Source organism: Allobosea sp., assembly GCF_035999205.1.
Classification (GTDB): domain Bacteria; phylum Pseudomonadota; class Alphaproteobacteria; order Rhizobiales; family Beijerinckiaceae; genus Allobosea.
In genome coordinates this window covers 167,728-192,145 of record NZ_DASYHA010000026.1, presented here as the reverse complement: position 1 = coordinate 192,145, position 24,418 = coordinate 167,728, and the positions used below count along the sequence as shown (strand labels likewise).

The following is a 24,418-nucleotide window of genomic DNA, read 5'->3' as shown; positions in this document are numbered from 1 at the left end:
ATCAGCCCTGCTCTGGCAGTCGATGAAGGTCAAATCCGGGCAGCGCCGGCAGGGCCGGATGGCTTAGCGCCAGAACCTTGAACAAATCGCCCATGCCGGTCTCGTCGCATTCCGTCAGGCGATCGAAGGCGGCGCCGATCGCTTGCGCCTGCACCGGCGTCGCCTTGCGCGAAAGTGCCTGTGCCCGCTCGGCCAGTCCCAGCGCCAGCAGAAAATCGCGCTGCGTCGCAGGGCCGTGGGCCGCGGCTCCGGAGCGCAGCCCCGCCTGCGCCATCCGTGCGAAATCGACATGGACGGTGAGGTCCGCCTCGCCGGGTTCCGCCAGCGGATCGACGAACTGATGTCGGCGCATCGCCTGCAGCGTATCGCCGAAGCCCGAATGCAGCGAGCCGTAGTCGATGAACAGCGCCGCTCCCCCGGTCCGCGCGACATGATCGGCGACCTCCGAGACAATGCTGATCGCAGCAGCCGGCTGCTCCAGGACCACACCCTCCTGTCCCGCCGCCGGCAAGGATGCCTGATCGGGGAATGCCTCACCGGCCAGTCCGAACACCAACTCGCCCGCCGCATCGAGCCCGACCAGTCGCTCACGCCAGCCGTCCCGCGTCATCACGAACTGGTCGAGCGGCAGCGCATCCAGCAATTCGTTGGCGATCACGATCACGGGCCCGTCCAGCGCCGGCCCGACCCGATCGTGCCAGTGCGCCTCGGCCCTGCCGGCAAGCGTCGCCCTCTGGATGTCGCGCAGCACCGGGCTGGTTTCGACCAGATGTATCGACGCTGCCTCGTGGAAACCGGGGACGATCCGCGTCGCGCGCAGCATGTCGGCCATCAGCGTGCCGCGCCCGGGCCCGATCTCGACCAGCGCGAACCGTGGCGGAGCCCCCATCGCCTGCCAGAGGTGCGCGGCCCAGAGCCCGAGCATCTCCCCGAACATCTGGCTGATTTCCGGCGCAGTGGTGAAATCGCCTGCCGCGCCGAACGGATCACGCGTCATGTAGTAGCCGTGGCGCGGATGGCCCAGGCAGAGCGCCATGTAGCGCGAGACCGGCATCGGCCCCTCATCGGCGATCAGGCGGGCGAGCTCCGCCTTCAGGCCGCTCACGCCGCAGCCCGCCTGGCCCGCAACGCCAGCGCCAGCCCGGCTGCGAAGAGCGGCAGCGACAGCACCATCCCCATCGTGACCCCGCCGGACAGCGCATCGACCGAACGGCCGAACAGGAAGCCGAGCTGCGGGTCAGGCTCGCGGAAGAACTCGCAGACGATGCGCGCGACGGCATAGCCCATGCCGAACACGCCTGCGACGAGCCCCGGGCGTTTCAGACCGCCGGCCCGCACCAGCAACGCCAACAGGATGAAAAGCAGGAGCCCTTCGCCGAAAGCCTCGTAGAGCTGGCTCGGATGGCGTGGCAGCGGCCCGGCACCGGGAAAGACCATGGCCCAGGGCACATCTGGCGCCGGCCGCCCCCACAGCTCGGCATTGATGAAATTGGCGATGCGGCCGAGGAAAAGCCCGATCGGCACGACGGCGGCGGCGAGGTCGAACACCGAGAGCGCCGGATAGCCGCGCCGCCTGGCGAACAGCCACAGGCCTGTAGCCGCACCGATCAGCCCACCATGGAATGACATGCCACCCTGCCAGATCGCGAGGATGTCCTGCGGCCGCTCGAGATAGCGCGGCAGATCGTAGAACAGCACGAAGCCGAGCCGCCCGCCGAGCACGACGCCAAGCGCAACGAAGAGCAGCATGTCGTCGAGTTCCTCGGCCTTCGGCCGGGCGCGGCCGGCCCACAGCCCTTCGGCGGACACCAGCCGGCGCGCATACCACCAGCCTCCGAGGAGGCCGACGACATAGGCGAGCCCATACCATTTGACCGAAAGCGGCCCGAGCTGCAGAGCGACCGGGTCGATCATCGGGAAGGCGATGGCGAGTGGGGGCATGCGCGTAGCGTCCGGTGGCGGGCGGAAGGTGATGACCGCGCGCCCTTCGGCGGGTCAAGCGAAAAGGGCGATGGCAGTGCCGGCGCCCAACACATCATGGAAAGGCACCAGCCGCGTCGCTGTCAGGCTTCGCCACCGCCCACGGTCTCGACGAGGAGTAGCAGGTCCCGCAGCAACCCGGCGAGGGCCTCCTGCTTCTCGGATGAAAAGCCTTCCAGGAAGCGCATCTCATTGGCCATGTCGGCGCGAAAGGCGGCTTCGGTCCGACCTGCGCCCTCCTCCGTCAGCAGCACATGGAAGCTGCGCCCGTCTTCCGGCGACTTCTCGCGCCGGATCAGCCCGGCCTTTTCCAGCCGAACGAGCCGGTGCGTCAGCCCGCCTGAGCTGATCATCAGCGAGCGATAGAGCTCGGTCGGCGTCAGGCGATACGGCGCGCCGCTGCGGAGAAGCGTGCTGAGCACATCGAATTCGCCGCGGTCGATTCCGAAACCGGCGAAACAGGCCTCGATGCTCGGTCGCACCAAATTGGCGAGTCGATAGGCCCGGCCGAGCACGGCCATCGGCGTCGTGTCGAGATCGGGCAATTCACGGCTCCATTGCCCCCGCAGGCGCTCCACATGATCGCTGGCCATCGCTCCGCTCCCTCATCGCCCGGTCGAGCACCTAGCAAATATCTTGACATGAAGATAGTTTGTCGGCAGATATCTTCCCGCAAAGATAAATCTGGCTTTTGGCGCAGAAGGGAACTCGTCATGATGAACATCGTTGACAGCGCTACCCTGCGGAGCGGCACCAGCGGCACCGTCCGCTTCGATGGGCTCGATCACGGATCGCAGGTCTCGTTCTTCCTCGTGAACAACGCGCCCGGCGAGGGCCCGGGCCTCCATGTCCACCCCTATCCAGAGACTTGGGTGGTGCGATCCGGCGAAGCCGAGTTCACCGTCGGCCACCAGAGCGTGCGCGCCGGCGCTGGCGCCATCCTCATCGGCCCGGCCGGTATCCCGCACAAATTCGTCAATCTCGGCCCGGGTCGACTCGAACTCGTCTGCATCCACGCGAACGACACGATCGTGCAGGATTTCGTCCCGGAGCCGGCCGTATCCTGATCCGTCGCGCAATCACATGGCGTTCGAGTCGGTTTCAAGCCGGTTGCGCCAACCTGATCGGTGAAACCGTCTCCAAACGATCGCTGGGGGAGGCGTGCGCCGGACGGAGCCTGCTCTGGCCGCTGCGGCCAAATCGAGCCGCCGCACATGCGACCAGCCCCCGAGCGGGCCGCCGGACCGCCCGGCGGCGCGGCCCAGCGCCTCCTTACAGTTTCACGATCAGCTTGCCGAAGTTTCCGCCTTCGAGCAGCCCGATGAAGGCCTCGGGCGCGCTGGCAAGCCCATCGACGATGTCCTCCTTGTACTTCACCGCTCCCGCCGCGATCCAGGCCGCCATCTCACGCTCGAAGGCCGGGCGCTGCTCGGCGACGAATTCGCGCTGAATAAAGCCACGGATCGTCAGGCTCTTGGTCAGGATCTGCCGCATCAGCACAGGCAGGCGATCAGGCCCTTCGAAATCGCCGCTGCTGTTGTACTGGGCGATGAGGCCGCAGACCGGGATGCGCGCGAAGGGGTTGAGCAGCGGGAACACAGCATCCCAGACCTTGCCGCCGACATTCTCGAAATAGACGTCGATGCCTTTCGGGCAGGCCGCCGCCAGCTGCGCGGCGAAGTCGGGCGCCCGATGGTCGATCACGGCATCGAAGCCGAAGACCTCGCGGACATAGGCGCACTTCTCCGCCCCGCCGGCGATGCCGACCGCCCTCGCCCCCTTGATCCGCGCGATCTGGCCGACCGCCGAACCGACAGGCCCGCTTGCCGCAGCGACAACGACCGTCTCGCCAGGCTTCGGCTGGCCGATGGTGAGAAGACCGGAATAAGCAGTGAAGCCGGGCATCCCGAGCACGCCGAGCGCCGTGGTGATCGGTGCCGCGGCCGGGTCGAGCTTGCGCAGGCCGTCGCCCTTGGCCAGCGCGTGCGACTGCCAGCCCGAATGCGAGAGCACGATGTCGCCGGCCTTGAAGCCCGGATGCCGGCTTTCGATCACCTCCGCGACCGTACCGCCCTCCATCGCATGCCCGATCTCGACCGGAGCGGAATAGGACTTTGCCGCGCTCATCCGCCCGCGCATGTAGGGGTCGAGCGAGAGATAGAGAACTCTCAGCAGAACCTGGCCATCCGAGGGCGTCGGAATCGGCGCCTGCTCCAGCCGGAAATTCGCGGGCGTCGGCCGCCCTTCGGGGCGCGAGGCCAGGACGATCTGCTGCTTCTCGGACGGAACCATGATCTTCGACCTCTCCTGCATCGACCGTTGGCGCGTCGCATCGACACTGCTGACATGACGAAACGCCTCGCGCATCCTACATGCGTGCCATGAATCGCGAACGCCAGCCCGATCTGCCAGATACAGAGACCGAGGTCGAAGCGGAGGCCGAGGAGAGCCTGCCCGCTCCCGTGCTCGATCTCGGTGAGGCTGCGCCCGGCGCGCTGAAGCACGGCATCGAGGTCATCGCCGGCTTCGCGAAGCACCTGCCGAACAAGCCGGGCGTCTACCGGATGTTCGATCGCGCCGGCGAGGTGCTCTATGTCGGCAAGGCCAAGAGCCTGAAGAACCGCGTTACGGCCTATGCCCGCGGCATGGCGCATACCAACGCCGTCGCGCGAATGATCGCCGAGACCGCGAACATGGAATTCGTCACCACGGGGACGGAGACCGAGGCGCTGCTGCTCGAATCCAACCTGATCAAGCAGCTCAGGCCGCGCTACAACGTGCTGCTGCGCGACGACAAGTCGTTCCCCTACATCCTCCTGACCGGCGACCATGAGGCGCCGCAGATCGCCAAGCATCGCGGCTCGCGCCACCGCAAGGGCGACTATTTCGGCCCCTTCGCCTCTGTCTGGGCGGTAGAACGCACTATCGACGCGTTGCAGAAGGCCTTCCTGCTGCGCTCCTGCACGGATTCCTTCTACGAGAACCGGACGCGCCCCTGCCTGCTCTTCCAGATCAAGCGCTGCGCCGGCCCCTGCACCGGCGAAATCTCAATTCCGGACTACCAGGCGCTCGCCGGCCAAGCGCGCGACTTCCTCTCCGGGCGCTCGTCCAGCGTGAAGCAGCTGCTCTCCGCCCGAATGCAGGACGCGGCGGAGAACCTCGAATTCGAGAAGGCGGCGCGCTACCGCGACCGGCTCGCGGCGCTGTCGGCGGTGCAGGCGGGGCAGGACATCAACACGCAAGGCGTCGAGGAAGCGGACGTCTTCGCCGTCGACGAGCAGGCCGGGCAGTTCTGCGTCGAGATCTTCTTCTTCCGCAACAAGCAGAACTGGGGCAACCGCGCGCTCTTTCCCCGCGCCGACCGCAGCCTCACCCCGGCCGAGGTGCTGGCCTCGGTCGTCACCCAGTTCTACGACGACAAGCCGCCGCCGCGCCTCGTGCTGCTTTCGCACCCGGTCGAGGAGATCGAACTGATCGCGCAGGCGTTGTCGGCGCGCGCCGGCCGCAAGGTCGAGGTCGCGAACCCGAAGCGCGGCGAACGAGTCGATCTCGTCGAGCACGCACGCAAGAACGCCCGCGAGGCGCTTTCCCGCAAGCTCGCCGACAATGCCGGCCAGAGTTCGCTGCTGGCAGCGCTCGGCGCCGCCTTCGGCATGGAGAAGCCGCCGCGCCGGGTCGAGGTCTACGACAACTCGCACATCATGGGCACCAATGCGGTGGGCGGCATGGTCGTCGCGGGCCGCGACGGCTTCATGAAGAGCCATTACCGCACCTTCAACATCTCATCCGACACCATCGCCGGGGACGATTTCGGCATGATGCGCGAGGTGCTGCAGCGCCGCTTCGCGCGACTGGCGAAGGACACAGCGGAGAAGGAAACAGCAGAAACACCCTCCGTCGGCGCAAGCGATCCAGAGGCCGCGGCTGCGTCGGCCAGTCAGCCCGATGAAGACGCCTTCCCCTCGCGCCCCGATCTCGTCATCGTCGATGGTGGCAAGGGCCAGTTCGAGGCTGCCCGCCAGATCATGGCCGGGCTGGGCGCCGGCGACATCCCGCTCGTCGCCATCGCCAAGGGCGCCGACCGCAACGCCATGCGCGAGACCTTCCACATGGCCGGCCGAGAGCCGTTCAAGCTGCCGCCACGCGATCCCGCCCTCTACTTCATCCAGCGCCTGCGCGACGAAGCGCACCGCTTCGCCATCGGCACGCATCGGGCCCGGCGCAAGAAGGACACGATGAAGAACCCGCTCGACGAGATCCCAGGCATCGGCCCCTCGCGAAAGCGCGCGCTGCTGCTGCATTTCGGCACGGTCAAGGCGATCCAGCGCGCCAAGCTCGACGACCTCATGCGCACGCCCGGCGTCAATGCCGCCACGGCTAAGGCGGTACATGATTATTTCCATGATGCCTAAGATGGCCGGCGCCGACATCAGCAAACGATAGCCGCGCCGGCTCGAATGCCCTCGCGGCTTTGCGCCGCGCATGACTGTGATCTCGGCTTTGCGTGTTGACGCTGTCACCGGCCGGCTGCTTTGGTGATTCCCGTGACGATTCTTCCGGATGCCATCAGACGGCGCGGGCCCTGGTCCCTGCCGAACTTGCTCACCTACGGCCGGATCCTGGCGATTCCGGCGCTGGTGGCTATTTTGTTCTGGCCGCGCGACGACTGGATGCGCTGGCTCGCGCTCGGCATCTACACGCTCGCCGCCGTCACGGACTATCTCGATGGCTACATCGCCAGGGCCTGGAGCCAGCAATCGGCGATTGGCCGCATGCTCGATCCGATCGCCGACAAGCTCCTGGTCTGCGCCCTGCTGCTGATGCTCGTGGCCGACGGCACGATCCATGGCTGGACGCTCTGGGCCGCGATCGTGATCCTCTGCCGCGAGATCCTGGTGTCCGGGCTCCGTGAATTCCTCGCCGACCTCAAGGTCAGTGTTCCCGTCAGCAAAGTCGCGAAGTGGAAGACCACGGCGCAGCTCCTGGCGCTGGGCTTCCTTGTCGCCGGTCCCGCGGGCGACAAGGTGCTGCCCTACAACACCCAGATCGGCATCGGGATGTTGTGGGTCGCGGCCGCCCTGACCATGTATACGGGCTGGGACTACTTCAACGCCGGCATCCGCCACCTCGTCGAGGAGGATACGCGCGAACCATGACGCAGGCCCTCGCGACATCGGCGCCCGCTGCCACGACCCGGATGGTCAGGCTGGTCTATTTCGCCTGGGTACGAGAGCGTGTCGGGCTCGCCGAGGAGCGGGTCGCATTGCCCGATGGCGCTCAGACGGTGCTCGACCTCGTGCGCTGGCTGAAAGGCCGCGACGAAGGCTACGCGGCTGCCTTCGCCGACGAGACGCTTGTACGCGCGGCCATCAATCAGAGCCATGTCAAACCGGGCGCGAGCCTCGAGGGCGCGAGCGAGATCGCCTTCTTCCCGCCCATGACGGGCGGCTGAGCCCCCAATGACGCCCGTGGTGCGCATCCAGCGCGAGGATTTCGACCTCGCCGCCGAACTCGCCACGCTCTCGGCGAGCCGGCACGACATCGGCGCAGTGGTCAGCTTCACCGGGCTCTGCCGCGACGAGGGGGGCAGGCTGACCGCGCTCGAACTCGAGCACTATCCCGGCATGGCCGAAGCCGAGATCGCCCGCGTCGCTGACGAAGCTGTCGCGCGCTGGCCGCTTCTCGGGCTCATCGCGATCCATCGCTACGGTCTCGTCAGGCCGGGCGAGCAGATCGTGCTGGTGATCGCGGCTTCGTCCCACCGCAGCGCCGCTTTCGAAGCGGCCGACTTCATGATGGATTATCTCAAGACCCGCGCGCCGTTCTGGAAGCGCGAGCACCTTGCCGACGGCACAATCGGCGGCTGGGTCGAGGCCAGGCCGGAGGACGACGCTGCGGCGCAGCGCTGGAGCTGAAGGCTGGCTAGGCGGACTGCTCCTGTCGTTTGCCCTGTCTGCGCCGGCACAGGCCCAGATCGGCGAGATGAAGACCTTCCGCGACTGGATCGCCGGCTGCGACAACACCAAGGTCTGCACGGCACTGTCCCTGCCGAACGAGGCTGATGACGAGGTCGCCTTCCTGCGGCTCGACCGCCCCGCCGGCCCGACCGGCGCCCCGACCCTCGCGCTGAAGCTGCGATCGTCGAAGCTCCCGAAGCAGTTTTCGGTCGATCTGGCGCTCGACGGCGCTCCCTTCCCGGCTGCCGGGCGTCGCCTGCAGGCCAGCAGCATGGATGGCGAGACCGCAGAGCTCGAGATCGCGCCGACCGAAGCCGAAGCTCTGATCGCGGCCGCGCGCAAGGCCACGATGCTGACGGCAAAGATCGAGCAGCGACAGTTCAAGCTTTCGCTCGCCGGCTCGGTCGCGGCCATGCTCTGGATCGACGAGAAGCAGGGGCGGCTGAACACGCCGACCGCCCTGATCCGCAAGGGCACGGCTGGCACCGTACCGCCGGCGCCGACGCTGCCCGTCATCGTCAGCAAACCGGCCAGCGGCAAGCCTCTCGCCAAGGACCAGGCGGCGGCACTCGTCAAAGCCATGCGCACGGAACTGAACCGGCGCGAGCCGGATTCCTGCGAGGAGATGTCGGAGGGCACCGACGGCGCCTTTGCGCTGGACGACTCGACCCGGCTCGTCGTCGTCGCCTGCTCGCGCGGCGCCTATAACGTCTCCACCCAGTTCTGGCTCGTGCCCGGTCGCGACGTCGCCAAAGCGAGACCTGCCGAGTTCGAGAGCAACCGCGGCGGCTCTGGCAATGAACTTGTGAACGCCGACTTCGACCCGAAATCCGGAAGGGTGATGTTCTACGCCAAGGGCCGTGGCATCGGCGATTGCGGAACGTCCGGATCCTATGGCTGGAACGGCAGGCGCTTCGCGGTGCTCCAGATCAGCGCGATGGACATCTGCCGCCTGATCCCCGGCGACGACTGGATCACGCTGTTCCGGAGCGAGGAAAAGTAGCGGCCATCATTCTCGGGCGGTGCGAAGCGCCGACCCGAGAATATCTTTTCAGGAGATGCTCGGGCCCTCGCCCGAGCATCACGAAGCTGTTCAGGCGGCCTTCGACTTCGGCCGGACCGCGTCGGAGTAATCCTCCATGATCACCTTGCCCATATTGCCGGTGATGAAGGAATAGGGACCGATCTCGGAGACCAGCGTCACCTCGGCGGCCGAGCCGGTGATGAAGCACTCGCTGAAGCCTTCCAGCTCCTCCGGGCGGATGCGGCGCTCGATCACCTCGAAGCCGCGCTTCTTGCACAGCTCGATCACCGACTGGCGCGTGATCCCGTTCAGGAAGCGGTCGGCCTGCGGGGTGTGGATCACGCCGTCCTTGATGAAGAAGATGTTGGCGCCGGTGCATTCGGCGACATTGCCTTCCCAGTCGAGCATCATCGCATCGGCATAGCCGGCGCGCTCCGCCTTGTGCTTCGACAGCGAGCAGATCATGTAGAGACCCGCCGCCTTGGCGTGAACAGGCGCGCAGGCCGGGTCAGGCCGGCGATAACTCGCGACGTCGAGGCGCACGCCCTTCAGCTTCTGCGCCATGTCGAACATGCTCGGCCACTCCCAGACCGCGATAGCGGTATGGATCGTGTTGTTGATGCCGGACACCGCCATCATCTCAGAGCCACGCCATGCGACCGGGCGGACATAGGCGTCCTTCAGCCCGTTCTCCTTCAGGCAGAGGTACTTGGCCTCGTCTAGCTCGGCGATCGAATAGGGGATCGTGAAATCCATGATCTCGGCAGACTTCTGGAAGCGCTGCGAGTGCTCGGTGCACTTGTAGATCACGCCGTCATAGGAGCGCTCGCCCTCGAACACGCAGGAACCGTAATGGAGCCCATGGGTCAGTACGTGAATCTTCGCGTCCTTCCACGGCACGAGCTTGCCGTCGAACCAGATGACGCCGTCGCGCTGGTCGAAAGGAATGACTGACATGGGAGTGCTCCTCTTGGCACGTCCGGCCTGGTTAATCCGTTGCACCTCGAACACCGTCACCATGGCGGCAGAGGCGAAAGGCCGGAATGATACTGCGCTGCAACATCGTCTTGCGACATATTCCGTCGTTCAGCGCGCTTGACCGGTAATCTTCCGTCTGAGATATGTCAACATCACTGACATAAATTTCAGGACGGATGCGATGCCCCCGACGCAGCCCCGAGCGAACGATGCGGCCGCGCCCACCTCGCCGGACACTGCGGTCCCCTATGATCTGATCGAACTCTTGTTCTTCGCCTATCGCGATTTCGTCGGCGACCCCGACCGCATCCTCGCCGAATACGGTTTCGGTCGCGCTCATCACCGCGTCCTGCATTTCGTGCTGCGCCGGCCGGGACTGACCATAGCCGAACTGCTCGATATCCTGAAGATCACCAAGCAGAGCCTGAACCGCGTCCTGAAGGAACTGGTACAGACCGGCTTCGTCGAGCAGCGCACCGGTGTTCAGGACAAGCGCCAGCGGCATCTGCATGCCACGCCGTCCGGCCAGGACCTTGCCCTGCGCCTGGTCCAGTTGCAGGCCAAGCGCATCAACGCCGCACTCGGCGATCTCGCGCCGGAGGCGGCGGAGACGGTGGCGCGCTATCTCGCGGGGTTGATCGATCCGGCCGAACGCCACAAGGTGCGGAACCTCCTCGCTGCGCCGCAGTAGGGAGCCAGCGCAAGACAACCACCGCGCGCGATGATGCCTGCCTGGGAACACGAGGGCACAGCCCCGCGAGGACGAAAGACACATGGCCGCACAGCCGGCACGCAAGCCGCTCCCCGACGAAGCACCCCACATCCTGGTGGTCGATGACGATCGCCGCCTGCGCGACCTGCTGGCGCGCTTCCTCGGCGACAACGGCTACCGCGTGACGACCGCCGCCAATGCGGCCGAGGCGGATCTGCGACTCGAGCGGCTCGTTTTCGACGCCATGGTGCTCGACATCATGATGCCCGGCGAAAACGGCTTCGACTTCGCGCGCCGGCTCCGCGCCGGCTCCACCGTGCCGATTCTGATGCTTACCGCCCGCGCCGACGGCAAGGACCGCATCAACGGACTCGAGATCGGCGTCGATGACTATCTCGCCAAGCCCTTCGAGCCGCGGGAGCTGCTGCTGCGGCTCGGCAACATCCTGAAGCGGACCATCGTGGTCGACACCACGCAATCCGGCCCACGGCCCGATTTCGTCCGTTTCGGTCCGTTTCTCTACGGGCTTTCGCGCGGAGAGCTGCGCAAGGGCGAGGAAGCGATCCGCCTCACCGAACGCGAGCGCGAGATCCTCACGGCCCTCGCGGAGCGCGCCGGCGAAGTGGTGCCGCGCGAGGAGCTGGCGGCACAGGGCAGCGCTGCCAATGACCGCACGGTCGACGTCCAGATGAACCGCCTGCGCCGCAAGATCGAACGCGACCCGGCCGATCCGCTCTATCTCCAGACCGTTCGCGGCGTCGGCTACCGCCTTCTCACGGATCGGACGTGACACCGATTCAACCCGGCAGGCGTCGCAGGGGCCTGACGCAGGCGCTCGGCGCAGGCTTGGGGCGTATCGCTTCGGCCGTCGCGCGCTGGAAGACCAATCTCAACAACCGGCTCAAGCCCGTGCTACGGCTGGCGGGCCGGCCGCTGCATATCATCGCCCGTTATATGCCCAAGGGCCTGTACCCGCGCGCGCTGGTGATCGTCATCGCCCCCGTCGTGCTGCTGCAGTCCGTCATCGCCTATGTCTTCATGGAACGGCACTGGCAGACCGTGACGCAGCGCCTGTCCTCGGCTGTCTCGGCCGACATCGCGGCGATGATCGACGTCTATGAGAGCTATCCGCAGGACGCCGATGCTAGCGTGCTGGCCCGGATCGCGGCGACCAGGCTCGGCATGGATCTCGACATCATCCCTGATACCGACCTGCCCCCGCCAGGTCCCCGGCCCTTTTTCTCGCTGCTCGACACCGCGCTGTCAGCCGAGCTCGCCCAGCAGGTCGCACGGCCCTTCTGGCTGGACACCGTTGGCCGTTCCAGCCTGATCGAAATCAGGATCAAGCTCGGCAAGAACGTCATGCGCATCCTGACGCGGCGCAACTCTGCCTATGCCAGCAACAGCCACATCTTCCTGATCTGGATGATCGGGACCTCTCTGATCCTGCTGACGATCGCAGTGCTGTTCCTGCGCAACCAGATCCGGCCGATCCTGAAGCTCGCCGACGCGGCGGAAGCCTTCGGCAAGGGCCGCGACGCCGAGTTCCGTCCCCGAGGTGCCCGCGAGGTCCGCCGCGCGGGCAATGCCTTCATCGAGATGAAGCGCCGCGTCGAGCGCGCCGTCGGCGAACGCACGACCATGCTGAACGGCGTCAGCCATGACCTGCGCACGATCCTGACCCGCTTCAAGCTCTCGCTCGCCCTGCTCGAGCGCTCCTCGGAAATCGAGGCCCTGGAAAAAGACGTCGACGAGATGAGCCGCATGCTCGAGGACTATCTCGCCTTCGCCCGCGGCGATGCCGGCGAAGCCCCCGTCGAGACCGACATCCGCGCGCTCATGGAGGAGATGAAATCCGACGCCGAGCGGCAGGGCCATCAGACCGAGCTGACGGTCGTCGGCGACCCGCTGGTGGTGATCAGGCCCGATGCCTTCCGCAGGTTGATGACCAATCTCGTGTCCAACGCCGCCCGCTTCGGCGACCGCATCGCCATCCGGGCGACGCATGATGCACGCTATCTGATCGTCATGGTCGACGATGACGGTCCGGGCATCGCGCCCGAGCAACGCGAAGACGTCTTCCGTCCCTTCTTCCGCCTCGACGAAGCCCGCAACGTCGATTCCGGCGGTACGGGCCTGGGCCTTGCCATCGCCCGCGATATCGCTCGCGCCCATGGCGGCGACATCATCCTGTCGGATTCACCGCTTGGCGGGCTGAGGGCGACGGTCCGGCTGCCGGTCTGACAATCATTCGGGGTGGATGGGAGCCAGCCTCGGCAGGCGCTCGACCGCATGATCGAGAAAGGCCCGCACCTTCGGCGCAAGGTGCCGCCCGCCCGGCACGACGAGCTGGACCGGCAGCGGCGGGGGCTCATGGTCCGGAAGCAGTCGCTGCAAGGCGCCCGACGCCAGGTCTTCCGCCACCTGATAGGACAACGGGCGGGCTAGCCCCCTCCCCGCCCGGGCGGCGATCAGCACAGCCTCGATCTCGTTGACGATGAAGCGCGGCGTCACGACGACGCGCGCCTCACTGCCGGGCCCGCCGAAGCGCCAGATCAGGCCTTGATTGGCGGCGACACTCGCGATCGTGTCGTGCCCCGCGATCTCGGCCGGCGTCGCCGGCTTGCCTCGCCGAAGCAGATAGTCCGGCGACGCGACGAGCAACCGCCGGATCTCGCCGACCTTGCGCGAGACGAGGCGCGAACTCGCCAGCGAACCAATCCGGACAGCCAGGTGCAGATCCTCGTCGATCAGGTCGAGATTGCGATCCGCCAGGACGAGTTCGACCTGGACCTCGGGGTGGCGATCCAGAAACTCCGCGACCAGAGGGGTGACATGGCGGCGGCCGAAGGCCAGCGGCGCGGTGATCCGAAGCAGGCCGCGCACCGGGGCAGCCGCCGCATCCCCCAGCGAGGCCTCGTAGTCCGCGAGCAGGCGTCGCGCCGTGATAGCGAGTTCGCGGCCCGCGTCGCTCGGTGCGAGGCGGCGCGTGCTGCGGGCGATCAGCCGCGCGCCGGTCCGCTCTTCCAGCGATGCAAGAGCCCGCGTCACCGCCGGTCGCGAGCGATTGAGCCGCCGTGCCGCGCCGGCAAGGCTGCCCGCGTCCACGATCGCGACGAAGATGGCAAGCTCATCGAGCCGATCCATCGATCATTCCACCAACTGAAATTCTGAGTTCATAGCTTAACCAATTATGCGCGCCTGGTGAAACGGCCATCTTGTGGCTCCCTGCCTAAGGTCGAGACGCCATGACCCACAACACCCTCATCCTCCACGGCACCCCGCTCTCGGGCCACGCCCATCGCGTCGAGCTTCTGCTGCGTGCACTGAGTCTTCCCTACCGGCTGGAACCTGCGCCCGCCGATATCCGTCGCGGCGATGCCTTCCGCCGGCTCAACCCGTTCCAGCAGATCCCGGTGCTCGAGGACGGCGCGACCGTGCTGTCCGACAGCAACGCGATCATGGTCTATCTAGTGAAGCGCTACGCCCCCGACAGCGACTGGCTGCCGGATGACCCCATAGCTGCAGCAGCTGTGCAGCGTTGGCTATCGGTCGCTGCTGGCGAGGTCATGCATGGACCGGCGACGGCCCGCCTCATCCACCAGTTCGGCATCAGCGACGATATCGGCCGGGCCGAACGCGTCGCGCAGCGCGTCCTAGCCTGGATGGACGAGCACCTCGGCGGGCGCGCCTTCCTCGCTGCCGAGCATCCGACGCTCGCCGACCTCGCCTGCTACTCCTATGTCGCCCACGCCCCCGAGGGCGGCATCCCGCTCTCGCCCTATCCGGCCGTGCGCGCCTGGCTTGGGCGCGTCGAGGCCCTGCCCTTTTTCAGCCCGATGCCCGCTTCGCCCCTGCCTGCGCAGAGGACAGCCCATGGCTGAAACCCCGTTCCATGAAGGCGAGCGCGCGGCACAGGCGCTAGCTGGTCTCGCTTCGCACGGCGCCGGCATCAGGACGTTCATGCCGGACCAGCATCGCAACTTCTTCGCCACACTGCCCTGGCTGTTTGCCGGGGTGCGCGATGCGGGAGGCTGGCCGCTGGCCACGGTCCTGACCGGCCAGCCCGGCTTTGCGACCAGTCCGGCGCCGACGGTGCTCTCGGTTCTGTCCCTGCCTGCGGCGGACGATCCCGCTGGCCCAGGATTGCTGCCGGGAGCGCCTATCGGCCTGCTCGGGATCGAGTTCGAGACCCGGCGTCGCAACCGCGCCAATGGGCTGGTCGCAAAGCGCGATGGCGGAGGCTTCGCTGTGTCCGTCGCCCAGAGCTTCGGCAATTGCGCGAAATACATCCAGGTCCGCCATCGCCTCGGCGACAACCCCGACGCGCCATGCGCGATCGAAACCATCGCGGGCCTCGACGACGACGCTCGCACGATGATCGCGCAAGCCGATACGTTCTTCATCGCCAGCGCCGCGCCCTCCGGCCTCGCCGATGGCGGGGTGGACCTATCACATCGCGGCGGCATGCGGGGCTTCGTGCGGCTCGAAGGCGACACGCTGACGGTGCCGGACTTCGCCGGAAACCGCTACTTCAACACCCTCGGGAATCTGCTGCTGGAGCCCCGCGCCGCGTTGCTGTTCGTCGATTTCGCAAAGGGTACGACGCTTCAACTGCAGGGGACCACCGAGATCGTCTGGGGCGGAGTCGAACTCGCGGACCTCGAGGGAGCCGAACGGCTCTGGCGCTTCCGGGTCACGCGCGGCTGGCGCCGCCACAGCGCCTTGCCGCTGCGATGGTCGAAGCCCGAATTCGCCCTGACAACGCTGGAAACGGGATCCCGGAAGGCCGCGTAGGGCAGCTGCCGGCCAACTGAACGCGATGTTTGTTCGCCCTATGGTCATGCAACCATAGGAAGCAGACAGCCTCGGAGCTGATCCCGAAGAGCGTCGCGAAATATGAGGAGATCGTGGCCGAGCATGTGGCGGCCTTCGGCGCCGCCTTCACGCCACCCACGACTCCGATGTTGCCGCTGTCCTCGCTCTGACCGGTCGCGGCCTAGAACAGCCGCCCGCCCTTCGGCACGTCGAGCCCCGGGCTGATCAGCACGACCTCGCCATCGGCATCGGGCACGCCGAGCGTCAGCACCTCGGACATGAACTTGCCGATCTGCCGCGGCGGAAAGTTCACCACGGCCAGAACCTGCCGACCCGGAAGATCCTCCGGCTTGTAGTGCCGGGTGATCTGCGCGGAGGATCGCTTCAGCCCGATCGTGCCGCCGAAATCGATCGTCAGCTTGAGCGCCGGCTTGCGGGCCTCCGGATAGGGAGCCGCCTCGACGATGGTGCCGACACGGATGTCGACCTTGAGGAAATCGTCGAAGCTGATCGTCGCGGCGGGCTCGGCGGCGTTGGATGAAGTGCTCAAAACTCTTCCCAGTCCTTGTCATGGGCGCTGACGTCGATCTTGCGGGCGGTCGCCGCGCCGCCGGAGTAGGCCGCCGGCTGCGCGGCCCGCGGTGCGACAGCACGCGGCGCGGGCGCCGGCGCGACTGCGGCATGCATCGTCCGCGCCATGGCCTTCAGCCCGGCGATGTCGCCGCCAAGCTGGAAGCGCGCGACCAGCGCGGCCAAGCGATCCGCCTCCTGCGACAGCGAATGGGCGGCAGCCGTCGACTGTTCCGCCATGGCGGCGTTCTGCTGGGTCGCCTGGTCCATCTCGCCGACGGCGGTGTTGACCTCCTGAAGGCCCGACGCCTGCTCCTGGGCAGCGCCGGCGATCTCGGCGACCAGCGCCGTCGCCCGTGTGATCTCCTCGGCCATGCGCTGCAGCGCGCCGCCGGTCTGGCCGACGAGCGTGACGCCCTTCTCGACCTCGACATGGGACGCCGTGATCAGCGCCTTGATCTCCTTGGCGGCCTCGGCCGAGCGCTGGGCGAGCGCACGCACCTCGGAGGCGACCACCGCGAAGCCCTTGCCGGCATCGCCGGCGCGAGCCGCCTCGACGCTGGCATTGAGCGCCAGGAGATTCGTCTGGAAGGCGATCTCGTCGATGACTCCCACGATCTGGGAGATCTCGTCGGCAGACTTCTCGATCCCGCCCATGGCGAGCACGGCATCGCGCACGATCGAGGTCGACTGCTCGGCCTCGGACTTGACCTGCGTTGTCGCCTGGCTGGCGAGCCGGGCACTCTCCGCCGTCTGGCGCACCGTTGCGGTCAGTTCGTCGAGCGCCGTCGCGGTTTCCTCGACCGAGGCCGCCTGCTGCTCGGTCCGGCCCGCAAGGTCGTCCGCCGCCTGGCTGATCTCGACCGAGCCTGCCTTCATGCTCTCGGTGTTGGTCGCAATCTGCCGCATGGTCTCCTGCAGCTTGGCGATCGCGGTGTTAAAGTCGTCCTTGAGCTTCGCGTAGTCGGAACCGAAGCTGTCGGTGATGCGGTAGGTGAGATCGCCCTCCGCGAGACGCTCGAGGCCCGAGCCGAGCGCATGGACCACGCCCTCCTGGACCCGTGCGTGCTCGGCGCGCTCCGCCTCGCTGCGCCGGCGCTGGCCGTCGGCGGCATCGCGATGGCCGGCCGCTTCCTGCTCCATGCGCGCCTTGTCGGCTTCCATCGCCTCCTTGGCCAGAGCCGCATCGCGGAACACGACGAGCGCACGCGCCATGGAGCCGATATCGTCCGCACGGTCCTGATGCCTGATCTCGGTCTTCAGATCACCTGCCGCGAGCCCGTTCATCGTACCGGCGAGCGAGCCCAGCATGGCCGAGGCGCGGCGGCTCAGGAAGAAGACGAGCCCGAACATGACGAGTCCGAGCGGCACCAGCACCGTGGCAACCCCGCCGATCATGCGCAGGAAGGCAGCATCGACATCATGGACATGCAGGCCCGAGCCGATCGTCCACTGCCATTTCGGAATGGATGTGACATAGGAAATCTTCAGCGACGGATCCTTGTCGCCCGGCTTGACCCATCCATAGTCGACGAACCCTGCGCCAGGTCCCTTGGCGAGCTTGATCATGTCCTGAACGAAGAACTTGCCCGTCGCATCCTTCAGCGGCGTCATGTCCGTCGTTTCGATCTTCTTGTTGGCATGCGACACGCTGATGCCATTGTAGTCGATGACGAAGTAGTAGTTGCCGTTGTCGAAGCGCGCATTGGCAATGGCGTCGATCGCCATCTTCTTGGCGTCGGCTTCCTTCAGCTCGCCCTTCTCCGCCCGCGCGAGAAAGCTATTGACCGTCGACGTCGCGGCCTCAACCGCATTCTTCATTTCCGCCCGCTTGAGCTCGATCATGTCGTCGCGCGCAGCGTAAAGCGTCAGCCCGACGCTCCCGACCGAGATGACAATCGCGAGAGCGGCGATCAAAGCGAATGAACGGCTGATCGACAGGGTGGCGAGCTTCTTCGTCAACGACATGCGTAACCCCTGAGGGATGGAGATTCCTCAGAGTCGCGTCAATTGGCTAAGAGTCGCTTAACGATAACACATTTCAGCCATGATTGCCTTGATCGAGATCAAATCGCAGGTGCGAAATCCTCGTTGTCGCCACCATGCCGGTCCGCTCCGCCGCGTTCGCGCCGGCGCACATGCGGGCGCCGGCCGGAGTGGAGCGCCCGCGCCAGACAGCGCAGCGGCGCTGTCAGCCTGTGCACGTCCTCGACCCGCGACATGACCCACCCGGCCAACTTCAGTTCACGGTCGAGCTGCGCCATCGTGCGCGACAGTTCGGGCTCGTCGTCATCGAACCAGGCCTGGGAAACGCGGGCCATCAGTAGCACCGCGCCCTGGACCCGAACCGAGCCGAGGGCATCCTCCGTATGAATGCCGGCGGACGCCAGCATGTAGCGCCAGGAATTGACCGCGCCACGATTGAGCGCCGCCATCGCCAACGGATCGCGGCGGATCACCGGCGTGATCTTGCGCAGCGCGCTCTTATAGGGCGCCAGCGCATCGAGGCGGCGCATCACCAGGTCGAACATCCGCTCGCGCACCGGCTCGCCGGCGAGATCGTCGGAAGTCTCCGCCATCACCGCCTCGTCGACGAGGCGGGTCAGCCCGCCCAGCATGGCGAGCTTCGACGGGAACAGGTCCCGCAGCTTGGCGAGCGAGATCCCGGCCTCGGCGGCGATGTCCGGGAGCTCGATCTCGTCCCAGGGACGCGTCTCAGCCAGGCGCATCAACGTCTCGACGACCTGCTTGCGCGGATTGGCGGTCGGCGGTGCAACTGGCTCGGGGCTTGAAGCTACGGGTTTGCGGGCCATGGGACTTCTCCTTCACGACGCAGTCGCAAAGAAGCTAGGCTTCGATCGCGGCCTATGAAAGGCCCTTCAGCCCGAAAGCTCGCCGGCGCGACGTTTGGCGGCAGCGACCGTCTTGATCATCAGTGGCTTCAACCCGTCTTCCGCCATCAGCACCTCGAGCCCCGCCGCCGTCGTCCCGGCTGGCGAGGTCACGTTCTGGCGCAAGGTCGCCGGCGACAGTGGCGACTGGTGGAGCATCTCGCCGGCGCCCTCGATCGTCGCCCGCGCCAGCCGCTCGGCGATGTCATCGGGCAGCCCCGCAATCTTGCCGGCCGCGGCCAGGCACTCGACCAGATGGAAGACATAGGCCGGTCCCGAGCCCGAGACCGCCGTGACGGCATCGATCAGGCCCTCGCTCTCGAGCCATTCGACCGTGCCGATGCTGCCGAGCAATGCATCGGCCATCGCACGCTGCGCAGAGGTGACGCCAGGCCCTGCCGCTGCCGCGGTCGCGCCGCGCTGCACCGAAGCCGGCAGGTTCGGCATGGCCCGGATCACGGCGTTGGCGTTGGGCAGGCGCGCGGACAGGTCACCAAGGGTCTTGCCCGCCAGAATCGAGATCAGCAGCGTATGCGGCCGGATCAATGCCTGCACCGCCGGAGCCGCCGTATCGAGCATCTGCGGCTTGGTCGCCAGCACCAGCACTTCGACGGAAGCGAGCGAGTGCGGGTCGGGGTTGATCGCCATCCCTTTCTCGGCCGCCAGCGCCGCCATCTCGTCCGAAGGCTTGGGATCGATCAGGCTGATGCCGGCCGGATTCATGCCGATACGCAGCCAGCCCTCCAGCATGGCTCCGCCCATCTTGCCCGCGCCGATAAGGACGAGCGATTGCGGCAGGGGGTTCGACATGGCGGATTCTCGCGGCAAGGTGAAGGGCGTCGTTCTCGGGCTTGCCCCGAGAATCTCGTGACCAGAGAATTTCCGGTTGGAGATGGCCGGGTCAAGCCCGACCATGACGCGCGGGACGATGCCCGGGTCAAGCCCGGGCATGATGAAACCGAACGAACTCAGGCCTCGCCGACCGTCTCCAGCATCGCGCCTTCGAGGCCTTCCTTGGCGGTCTTCCCAGCCCAGACGACGAACTGGAAGGCCTGGAAATAGCGCTCGCAGGCCTCGATCGCGGCCTTGATCAGCGCAGCCGCCTGCTCGTCGGTCGGCTCCGCGCCCCCCGACAGAAGCAGCGCATGGCGGTACATCACCACGCTTTCCGAGCTCCACAGGTCGAAATGGCCGAGCCAGAGCTGCTCGTTGACGAGGCTGACAAGCTGCAGAACCTCGGCACGGCGCCGCTCAGGCACCTTCAGGTCGAAGGCGCAGGCGACATGGATCGCCTCCACCTCGGCGAGCCAGGTGATGGCGACGTGATAGTCCGACCAGCCACCGGTGACGGAGACCGAGAGCTCATCGTCGCTGTCGCGGTCGAAAGTCCAGTTGTTGAGGGCGGCCAGCCGTTCGATCAGGTCGAGGGGGTTTGAAGGCCGCTCAAGCTCGGCGTCCAGTTCGAGATCCATCATGCCCTTGGGTCCAACTGCCGAAAGCCGCGGAAGCGCGGTCCGGCTCGTTCGAGAACGGGAACACGGCGACGGGAAACTGGGGAAACGCAACTCCACAGGCGCGAAGCCCGCCGAATGACGGATCACGCGCTCCGCCGATCCGCCTCTAAGAGGTTGGACCGACGAATCAATTTCTCCACCGACGTTAGCGCAGGGCGTATGACACTCCCAACACGATGTGACGCTCGGCGGATTCGGGGCCTGGGCTCAATCCCCGGCGCCCCCTTTCCACAGCATAGGCCTGTGGATACTTGCGCCGGCCTCGCAGGCGCAATTGCGAGCCGCGCCCGGTCGGTAGCGCTCCCCGCTCAGAGCTACAGCCAGATCACACCTTCGGCTGCGCCGCCTCGAGCGCCGCCAGGCGAGCTGCGAGCTTGTCGTTCTCCTCGCGCGCCAGCAGCGCCATCTCGCGCACCGCCTCGAACTCCTCGCGCGTGACCACATCGAGATCGCGCAGCAGGCGCTCGATCTGGGTCTTCACGACGGTCTCGACTTCGCGGCGAACGCCCTGCGCCGCGCCGGCGGCATCGGTGGCAAGGCGGGCGATATCATCGAGAATGCGGCTGCTGGTCGTGACCATGAGGCTCTCCGGAACAGGCCTCTCTGGCCCTCATGCCGGATATATGGGCGAGGATGGCTGAAGCCGCAATCGCAGCGCGCGATCTGGCCTTGGCGGCGCGCGAGCCGGCCGATCTGGACCTCGCGATCGGTTCCGCCTAGAAAGACTGGCACAGGGAATACCAGAGAACTCCAACCCGTACGCTCAAAGACAAGCGGGAGGCGTCATGATCGAACGTTTCAGCGGCCTCGTCCTGGGGCCGGCCGTCGCGCTTGCGCTCGCCGGTTGCCAGGAGACCACGACGGCCGCGCGCCCGCGCGTCGATGCGCCGGGCGTGCCAGTCTCGGTGCAGAGCATTTCAGGGGCGCCCGATGCCGTGACGACCCGCTTCGCCGGGTTGCTGGGCGAGGCCGCGGCCGAGCGGCGCATGGAGATCGTGCCTGGCGACAAGCCGGCCCGCTTCCGCGTGCGCGGCTATCTCACGGCCCAGCCGACTGAAGATGGCCAGACCTCGCTCGCCTTCGTCTGGGACGTCTATGACGAGACCAAGAAGCGGGCCCAGCGCGTCCAGGGCGAGAGCCTGGGCCGGCGCGGCGGCACCTCGGACCCATGGTCGGGCGTCGACCAGACCATCGTCGCCAAGGCTGCCGCCGATTCGATGGACGCGATCGCGAGCTTCCTGGTGACCACGCCGGCCGTCGACACCGTCCTGCCCGGCGACAAGTCCAAGCCTGCCGGCAAGCAGGCGGCCGAGAGCGCCAAGGACGCCAGGACCGCGGCCAAGACGGCCTCGGCACCGGCCGGCAAGAAGCTCTGAGTCGAAGCTGCGCGCGTCCTGGCTCGCCGGGAGAGTTCGACGACGCCCGGCCTGCGTCACGCGCACAGGGGCACGGCGTGCCCCGCGAGGTTTTGCTGGCCGTTTTTGCAGTGCAACAGTCGACTCGTCGTCACACCACTGTTAAGAGCCCTGCGAACTGAGCCAGCTTAGAGCGGCTCTCGCCCAGCCAAGATCAAAAGGGTGCTCGCCGGCATGCCTTCATCATTCAAAGTCGTCGCCGGCAACTCCAATCGGCCGCTCGCGGAAGCGATCTGCGCCCATCTCGGCATTCCCCTCGCCAAGGCCTCCGTCCGGCGCTTCGCCGACATGGAGGTTTTCTGCGAGATCCAGGAGAATGTGCGCGGCCAGGATGTCTTCGTCATCCAGTCGACTTCGTTCCCGACCAACGACCACCTGATGGAGCTCTTGATCATCACCGATGCGCTGCGCCGCTCCTCGGCGCGCCGTATCACGGCGGTGATCCCCTATTTCGGCTATGCGAGGCAGGACCGGCGCGCCTCGGGCCGCACGCCGATCTCGGCCAAGCTCGTCGCCAACCTGATCACCCATGCCGGCGTCGACCGCGTCCTGACGCTCGACCTGCATGCCGGCCAGATCCAGGGCTTCTTCGACATCCCGACCGACAACCTATTCGGTGCGCCGCTGATGTCGCGCGATATCAAGGAGCGGCTCGACTACAAGAACGCCATGGTCGTCTCGCCGGACGTCGGCGGCGTGGTTCGCGCCCGTGCCCTCGCCAAGCGCATCGACGCTCCCCTCGCCATCGTCGACAAGCGCCGCGACCGGCCGGGCGAATCCGAGGTCATGAACATCATCGGCTCGGTCGAGGGCCGTTCCTGCATCCTGCTCGACGATATCGTCGATTCCGGCGGTACGCTGGTCAATGCGGCCGAGGCGCTGCTCGACCAGGGCGCGCGCGAAGTCTACGCCTACATCACCCATGGCGTTCTCTCGGGCGGGGCCGTGGCACGCATCGCCAACTCCAAGCTCAAGGAACTGGTGATCACCGATTCGATCATGCCGACCGAGGCGGTGAAGGTGGCGCGCAATATCCGCGTCATCTCGATCGCGCAGCTGATGGGCGAGGCGATCGAGCGTACAGCCAGCGAATCGAGCGTCTCCAGCCTGTTCGACTGAGCCGCGGGAACGCGCTCGCCATGACCTCCCGCGCCCTCGTCCTGTTCTCCGGCGGCCAGGATTCGACCGTAGCCCTTGCCTGGGCGCTGGACCGGTTCGATGCGGTCGAGACTGTCGGCTTCGATTACGGGCAGCGCCATCGCGTCGAGCTTGCCTGCCGCCAGACCATCCGCGACAAGCTGCCGGGCCTCGCGCCGGCCTATGCGCAGCGGTTGGGCGCCGACCATATGCTCGACCTCGCGGCTCTCGGCGCGATCTCGGAGACGGCACTGACCCGCGACAGCGAAATCGCATTCGCCGAGACCGGCCTGCCGACCACCTTCGTTCCCGGCCGGAACCTGATCTTCTTGACCTTCGCCGCCGCGCTCGCCTACCGGCGCAGCATCAGGCACATCGTCCTCGGCGTCTGCGAGACCGATTACTCCGGCTACCCCGACTGCCGCGACGACACGATCAAGGCAATGCAGGTCGCGCTGGGCCTCGGCCTCGACCGGCGGCTCGTGTTGCACACACCGCTGATGTGGCGCGACAAGGCCCAGACCTTCGCGCTGGCCAAGGCGCTGGGCGGCGAAGCCCTGCTCGATCTGGTGGTCGAGGACAGCCATAGCTGCTACCTCGGCGACCGTTCCACGCACCACGCTTGGGGCTATGGTTGCGGCCACTGCCCGGCCTGCGAACTGCGCGCGAATGGCTACGCCGCCTACCTGACCTCCCCCGACGACAGCGGACCATCCCATGACTCGTGACCGTCAGCGCCAGATCGAAGGGTTCATCGCCCTGGCCCTCTTCACCTTGACCATTCCGACAGCGAACTGGCTGATCGGCAATGTCGGCACGGTCTGCGTTCCGGAAGGCCCCTGCCTTGTCCCGGTCGCGCCGGGCATCAAGGCGCCCAGCGGCGTGCTGATGATCGGGCTCGCGCTGGTCCTGCGCGACGTCGTGCAGCGCCGGCTCGGAGCGCTGGCCGGCCTGGGCGCCATCGCCATCGGCGCGCTGATCTCGGCCTTCGTCGCCCCGCCGGCCATCGTGGTCGCCTCGGTCGCAGCCTTCCTGCTGTCGGAGCTGGCCGATTTCGCCGTCTATACCCCGCTGCAAAAGCGCCGATTTGTCACCGCAGTGTTCGCCTCCAGCATCGTCGGCCTGGTGGTCGACAGCATCGTCTTCCTGCAGCTCGCCTTCGGCAGCCTCGATTTCGTCAGTGGCCAGATCATCGGCAAGGCCTGGATGGTGCTGCTGGCCCTGCCGCTGATGTACCTGCTGCGCCGGCGCGACGAGAAGCTCGGTCTCGCGGCGGCCTGAGCGCCGCGACGCCTGCGGGCTTGAGATCGCGGCGCTTTTCGCTTATGAGCCTGCCAGCGCCCGACTGACACCCTTGGAGGCACGGGCGCGAAACGAAATGGCCGCCGGCAGGCGGCCTTGTCATTTGAAGCAAGGACATAC

27 protein-coding genes are annotated in these 24,418 nt (G+C 66.8%); 15 read left to right on the top strand and 12 right to left on the bottom strand.

Features of this window, described 5'->3' with window-relative positions; all coding sequences use genetic code 11:
• Nucleotide 1: 1 nt before the first annotated feature.
• The 3 genes from VGN82_RS22825 to VGN82_RS22815 form a co-directional block, all read right to left on the bottom strand.
• Nucleotides 2-1,105, bottom strand: coding sequence for a class I SAM-dependent methyltransferase (locus VGN82_RS22825; RefSeq protein ID WP_327529371.1), 1,104 nt, complete (start codon nt 1,103-1,105; stop codon nt 2-4).
• On the bottom strand, nt 1,102-1,941 hold the full coding sequence (lgt, locus tag VGN82_RS22820) for a prolipoprotein diacylglyceryl transferase (protein WP_327529370.1): 840 nt from the start codon (nt 1,939-1,941) through the stop codon (nt 1,102-1,104). Before lgt ends, VGN82_RS22825 begins: the two co-directional genes overlap by 4 nt.
• Nucleotides 1,942-2,063: 122 nt before the next feature.
• Nucleotides 2,064-2,573, bottom strand: a complete 510-nt coding sequence (locus tag VGN82_RS22815; RefSeq protein WP_327529369.1) for a MarR family winged helix-turn-helix transcriptional regulator — start codon at nt 2,571-2,573, stop codon at nt 2,064-2,066.
• 120 nt (nt 2,574-2,693) lie between these two features.
• On the opposite strand from VGN82_RS22815, the gene VGN82_RS22810 reads away from it, so the two are divergent.
• The gene (locus VGN82_RS22810) at nt 2,694-3,047 is read left to right on the top strand and encodes a cupin domain-containing protein (RefSeq protein WP_327529368.1); all 354 of its coding nucleotides are present in this window, start codon (nt 2,694-2,696) and stop codon (nt 3,045-3,047) included.
• Nucleotides 3,048-3,252: 205 nt separating this feature from the next.
• On the opposite strand, the gene VGN82_RS22805 is transcribed toward VGN82_RS22810, so the two are convergent.
• Nucleotides 3,253-4,272 (bottom strand): NADP-dependent oxidoreductase, encoded by a 1,020-nt coding sequence (locus tag VGN82_RS22805; RefSeq protein WP_327529367.1) that lies wholly within the window; start codon nt 4,270-4,272, stop codon nt 3,253-3,255.
• 80 nt (nt 4,273-4,352) lie between these two features.
• Between VGN82_RS22805 and uvrC the strand changes: the two genes are divergently transcribed.
• From uvrC to VGN82_RS22780, 5 genes are all read left to right on the top strand, one after another.
• On the top strand, nt 4,353-6,392 hold the full coding sequence (uvrC, locus tag VGN82_RS22800) for an excinuclease ABC subunit UvrC (protein ID WP_327529366.1): 2,040 nt from the start codon (nt 4,353-4,355) through the stop codon (nt 6,390-6,392).
• A 132-nt stretch (nt 6,393-6,524) separates the two neighbouring features.
• A complete protein-coding gene (gene pgsA / locus VGN82_RS22795; protein WP_327529365.1) occupies nt 6,525-7,136 on the top strand; it encodes a CDP-diacylglycerol--glycerol-3-phosphate 3-phosphatidyltransferase in 612 nt (203 codons plus the stop codon).
• Nucleotides 7,133-7,432 (top strand): molybdopterin converting factor subunit 1, encoded by a 300-nt coding sequence (gene moaD / locus VGN82_RS22790; RefSeq protein ID WP_327529364.1) that lies wholly within the window; start codon nt 7,133-7,135, stop codon nt 7,430-7,432. Before pgsA ends, moaD begins: the two co-directional genes overlap by 4 nt.
• A gap of 7 nt (nt 7,433-7,439) precedes the next feature.
• Nucleotides 7,440-7,895 carry a molybdenum cofactor biosynthesis protein MoaE gene (locus VGN82_RS22785; protein ID WP_327529363.1) on the top strand — a complete coding sequence of 152 codons (456 nt, stop codon included), beginning with the start codon at nt 7,440-7,442 and terminating at the stop codon, nt 7,893-7,895.
• A gap of 67 nt (nt 7,896-7,962) precedes the next feature.
• Nucleotides 7,963-8,940, top strand: coding sequence for a DUF1176 domain-containing protein (locus tag VGN82_RS22780; RefSeq protein WP_327529362.1), 978 nt, complete (start codon nt 7,963-7,965; stop codon nt 8,938-8,940).
• A gap of 90 nt (nt 8,941-9,030) precedes the next feature.
• Here VGN82_RS22780 and VGN82_RS22775 read toward each other — a convergent pair whose 3' ends face one another.
• On the bottom strand, nt 9,031-9,918 hold the full coding sequence (locus VGN82_RS22775; protein WP_327529361.1) for a branched-chain amino acid aminotransferase: 888 nt from the start codon (nt 9,916-9,918) through the stop codon (nt 9,031-9,033).
• Nucleotides 9,919-10,120: 202 nt separating this feature from the next.
• Between VGN82_RS22775 and VGN82_RS22770 the strand changes: the two genes are divergently transcribed.
• From VGN82_RS22770 to VGN82_RS22760, 3 genes are all read left to right on the top strand, one after another.
• Nucleotides 10,121-10,630, top strand: a complete 510-nt coding sequence (locus VGN82_RS22770; RefSeq protein ID WP_327529360.1) for a MarR family winged helix-turn-helix transcriptional regulator — start codon at nt 10,121-10,123, stop codon at nt 10,628-10,630.
• An 82-nt stretch (nt 10,631-10,712) separates the two neighbouring features.
• On the top strand, nt 10,713-11,441 hold the full coding sequence (locus tag VGN82_RS22765) for a response regulator transcription factor (protein WP_327529359.1): 729 nt from the start codon (nt 10,713-10,715) through the stop codon (nt 11,439-11,441).
• 119 nt (nt 11,442-11,560) lie between these two features.
• Entirely contained in the window at nt 11,561-12,895 is a 1,335-nt protein-coding gene (locus VGN82_RS22760) for an ATP-binding protein (RefSeq protein WP_327529933.1), read from the top strand.
• Between the two features lie 3 nt (nt 12,896-12,898).
• Here VGN82_RS22760 and VGN82_RS22755 read toward each other — a convergent pair whose 3' ends face one another.
• The gene (locus tag VGN82_RS22755; protein ID WP_327529358.1) at nt 12,899-13,798 is read right to left on the bottom strand and encodes a LysR family transcriptional regulator; all 900 of its coding nucleotides are present in this window, start codon (nt 13,796-13,798) and stop codon (nt 12,899-12,901) included.
• A gap of 101 nt (nt 13,799-13,899) precedes the next feature.
• Between VGN82_RS22755 and VGN82_RS22750 the strand changes: the two genes are divergently transcribed.
• Both VGN82_RS22750 and VGN82_RS22745 read left to right on the top strand, forming a co-directional pair.
• Nucleotides 13,900-14,535: a glutathione S-transferase gene (locus VGN82_RS22750; RefSeq protein WP_327529357.1), complete on the top strand. Its 636-nt coding sequence runs from the start codon at nt 13,900-13,902 to the stop codon at nt 14,533-14,535.
• Nucleotides 14,528-15,448, top strand: a complete 921-nt coding sequence (locus tag VGN82_RS22745) for a pyridoxamine 5'-phosphate oxidase family protein (protein WP_327529356.1) — start codon at nt 14,528-14,530, stop codon at nt 15,446-15,448. The genes VGN82_RS22750 and VGN82_RS22745 overlap by 8 nt, the downstream gene beginning before the upstream one ends.
• 202 nt (nt 15,449-15,650) lie before the next feature.
• On the opposite strand, the gene VGN82_RS22740 is transcribed toward VGN82_RS22745, so the two are convergent.
• The 6 genes from VGN82_RS22740 to VGN82_RS22715 all read right to left on the bottom strand — a co-directional run bounded on the left by VGN82_RS22740 (nt 15,651) and on the right by VGN82_RS22715 (nt 21,024).
• The gene (locus VGN82_RS22740; protein ID WP_327529355.1) at nt 15,651-16,019 is read right to left on the bottom strand and encodes a tRNA-binding protein; all 369 of its coding nucleotides are present in this window, start codon (nt 16,017-16,019) and stop codon (nt 15,651-15,653) included.
• The gene (locus VGN82_RS22735; RefSeq protein WP_327529354.1) at nt 16,016-18,007 is read right to left on the bottom strand and encodes a methyl-accepting chemotaxis protein; all 1,992 of its coding nucleotides are present in this window, start codon (nt 18,005-18,007) and stop codon (nt 16,016-16,018) included. The genes VGN82_RS22740 and VGN82_RS22735 overlap by 4 nt, the downstream gene beginning before the upstream one ends.
• 98 nt (nt 18,008-18,105) lie before the next feature.
• Nucleotides 18,106-18,852: a TetR/AcrR family transcriptional regulator gene (locus tag VGN82_RS22730; protein WP_327529353.1), complete on the bottom strand. Its 747-nt coding sequence runs from the start codon at nt 18,850-18,852 to the stop codon at nt 18,106-18,108.
• A 66-nt stretch (nt 18,853-18,918) separates the two neighbouring features.
• Nucleotides 18,919-19,740 carry a pyrroline-5-carboxylate reductase gene (proC, locus tag VGN82_RS22725; protein WP_327529352.1) on the bottom strand — a complete coding sequence of 274 codons (822 nt, stop codon included), beginning with the start codon at nt 19,738-19,740 and terminating at the stop codon, nt 18,919-18,921.
• A 158-nt stretch (nt 19,741-19,898) separates the two neighbouring features.
• Nucleotides 19,899-20,405, bottom strand: coding sequence for a type III secretion system chaperone family protein (locus tag VGN82_RS22720; RefSeq protein ID WP_327529351.1), 507 nt, complete (start codon nt 20,403-20,405; stop codon nt 19,899-19,901).
• Between the two features lie 364 nt (nt 20,406-20,769).
• Nucleotides 20,770-21,024, bottom strand: coding sequence for an accessory factor UbiK family protein (locus VGN82_RS22715; RefSeq protein ID WP_327529350.1), 255 nt, complete (start codon nt 21,022-21,024; stop codon nt 20,770-20,772).
• A gap of 205 nt (nt 21,025-21,229) precedes the next feature.
• Here VGN82_RS22715 and VGN82_RS22710 point away from each other — a divergent pair, with 205 nt between their 5' ends.
• The 4 genes from VGN82_RS22710 to VGN82_RS22695 all read left to right on the top strand — a co-directional run bounded on the left by VGN82_RS22710 (nt 21,230) and on the right by VGN82_RS22695 (nt 24,277).
• Nucleotides 21,230-21,820, top strand: a complete 591-nt coding sequence (locus VGN82_RS22710; protein ID WP_327529349.1) for a hypothetical protein — start codon at nt 21,230-21,232, stop codon at nt 21,818-21,820.
• A gap of 213 nt (nt 21,821-22,033) precedes the next feature.
• Nucleotides 22,034-22,978 carry a ribose-phosphate pyrophosphokinase gene (locus VGN82_RS22705; protein ID WP_327529348.1) on the top strand — a complete coding sequence of 315 codons (945 nt, stop codon included), beginning with the start codon at nt 22,034-22,036 and terminating at the stop codon, nt 22,976-22,978.
• Between the two features lie 20 nt (nt 22,979-22,998).
• On the top strand, nt 22,999-23,724 hold the full coding sequence (queC, locus tag VGN82_RS22700; RefSeq protein WP_327529347.1) for a 7-cyano-7-deazaguanine synthase QueC: 726 nt from the start codon (nt 22,999-23,001) through the stop codon (nt 23,722-23,724).
• Entirely contained in the window at nt 23,714-24,277 is a 564-nt protein-coding gene (locus VGN82_RS22695; RefSeq protein ID WP_327529346.1) for a VUT family protein, read from the top strand. Before queC ends, VGN82_RS22695 begins: the two co-directional genes overlap by 11 nt.
• Nucleotides 24,278-24,418: the final 141 nt, after the last annotated feature.

Coding starts and splice junctions, on each gene's coding strand:
- VGN82_RS22735 (WP_327529354.1), bottom strand. CDS start 18,007: ATGTCGTTGACGAAGAAGCTCGCCACCCTGTCGATCAGCCGTTCATTC.
- proC (WP_327529352.1), bottom strand. CDS start 19,740: ATGTCGAACCCCCTGCCGCAATCGCTCGTCCTTATCGGCGCGGGCAAG.
- VGN82_RS22780 (WP_327529362.1), top strand. CDS start 7,963: ATGAAGACCTTCCGCGACTGGATCGCCGGCTGCGACAACACCAAGGTC.
- VGN82_RS22720 (WP_327529351.1), bottom strand. CDS start 20,405: ATGATGGATCTCGAACTGGACGCCGAGCTTGAGCGGCCTTCAAACCCC.
- VGN82_RS22805 (WP_327529367.1), bottom strand. CDS start 4,272: ATGGTTCCGTCCGAGAAGCAGCAGATCGTCCTGGCCTCGCGCCCCGAA.
- VGN82_RS22765 (WP_327529359.1), top strand. CDS start 10,713: ATGGCCGCACAGCCGGCACGCAAGCCGCTCCCCGACGAAGCACCCCAC.
- VGN82_RS22770 (WP_327529360.1), top strand. CDS start 10,121: ATGCCCCCGACGCAGCCCCGAGCGAACGATGCGGCCGCGCCCACCTCG.
- VGN82_RS22775 (WP_327529361.1), bottom strand. CDS start 9,918: ATGTCAGTCATTCCTTTCGACCAGCGCGACGGCGTCATCTGGTTCGAC.
- VGN82_RS22815 (WP_327529369.1), bottom strand. CDS start 2,573: ATGGCCAGCGATCATGTGGAGCGCCTGCGGGGGCAATGGAGCCGTGAA.
- VGN82_RS22695 (WP_327529346.1), top strand. CDS start 23,714: ATGACTCGTGACCGTCAGCGCCAGATCGAAGGGTTCATCGCCCTGGCC.
- VGN82_RS22710 (WP_327529349.1), top strand. CDS start 21,230: ATGATCGAACGTTTCAGCGGCCTCGTCCTGGGGCCGGCCGTCGCGCTT.
- VGN82_RS22705 (WP_327529348.1), top strand. CDS start 22,034: ATGCCTTCATCATTCAAAGTCGTCGCCGGCAACTCCAATCGGCCGCTC.
- VGN82_RS22730 (WP_327529353.1), bottom strand. CDS start 18,852: ATGGCCCGCAAACCCGTAGCTTCAAGCCCCGAGCCAGTTGCACCGCCG.
- VGN82_RS22745 (WP_327529356.1), top strand. CDS start 14,528: ATGGCTGAAACCCCGTTCCATGAAGGCGAGCGCGCGGCACAGGCGCTA.
- VGN82_RS22755 (WP_327529358.1), bottom strand. CDS start 13,798: ATGGATCGGCTCGATGAGCTTGCCATCTTCGTCGCGATCGTGGACGCG.
- VGN82_RS22715 (WP_327529350.1), bottom strand. CDS start 21,024: ATGGTCACGACCAGCAGCCGCATTCTCGATGATATCGCCCGCCTTGCC.
- queC (WP_327529347.1), top strand. CDS start 22,999: ATGACCTCCCGCGCCCTCGTCCTGTTCTCCGGCGGCCAGGATTCGACC.
- VGN82_RS22750 (WP_327529357.1), top strand. CDS start 13,900: ATGACCCACAACACCCTCATCCTCCACGGCACCCCGCTCTCGGGCCAC.
- moaD (WP_327529364.1), top strand. CDS start 7,133: ATGACGCAGGCCCTCGCGACATCGGCGCCCGCTGCCACGACCCGGATG.
- VGN82_RS22810 (WP_327529368.1), top strand. CDS start 2,694: ATGATGAACATCGTTGACAGCGCTACCCTGCGGAGCGGCACCAGCGGC.
- VGN82_RS22785 (WP_327529363.1), top strand. CDS start 7,440: ATGACGCCCGTGGTGCGCATCCAGCGCGAGGATTTCGACCTCGCCGCC.
- uvrC (WP_327529366.1), top strand. CDS start 4,353: ATGCGTGCCATGAATCGCGAACGCCAGCCCGATCTGCCAGATACAGAG.
- lgt (WP_327529370.1), bottom strand. CDS start 1,941: ATGCCCCCACTCGCCATCGCCTTCCCGATGATCGACCCGGTCGCTCTG.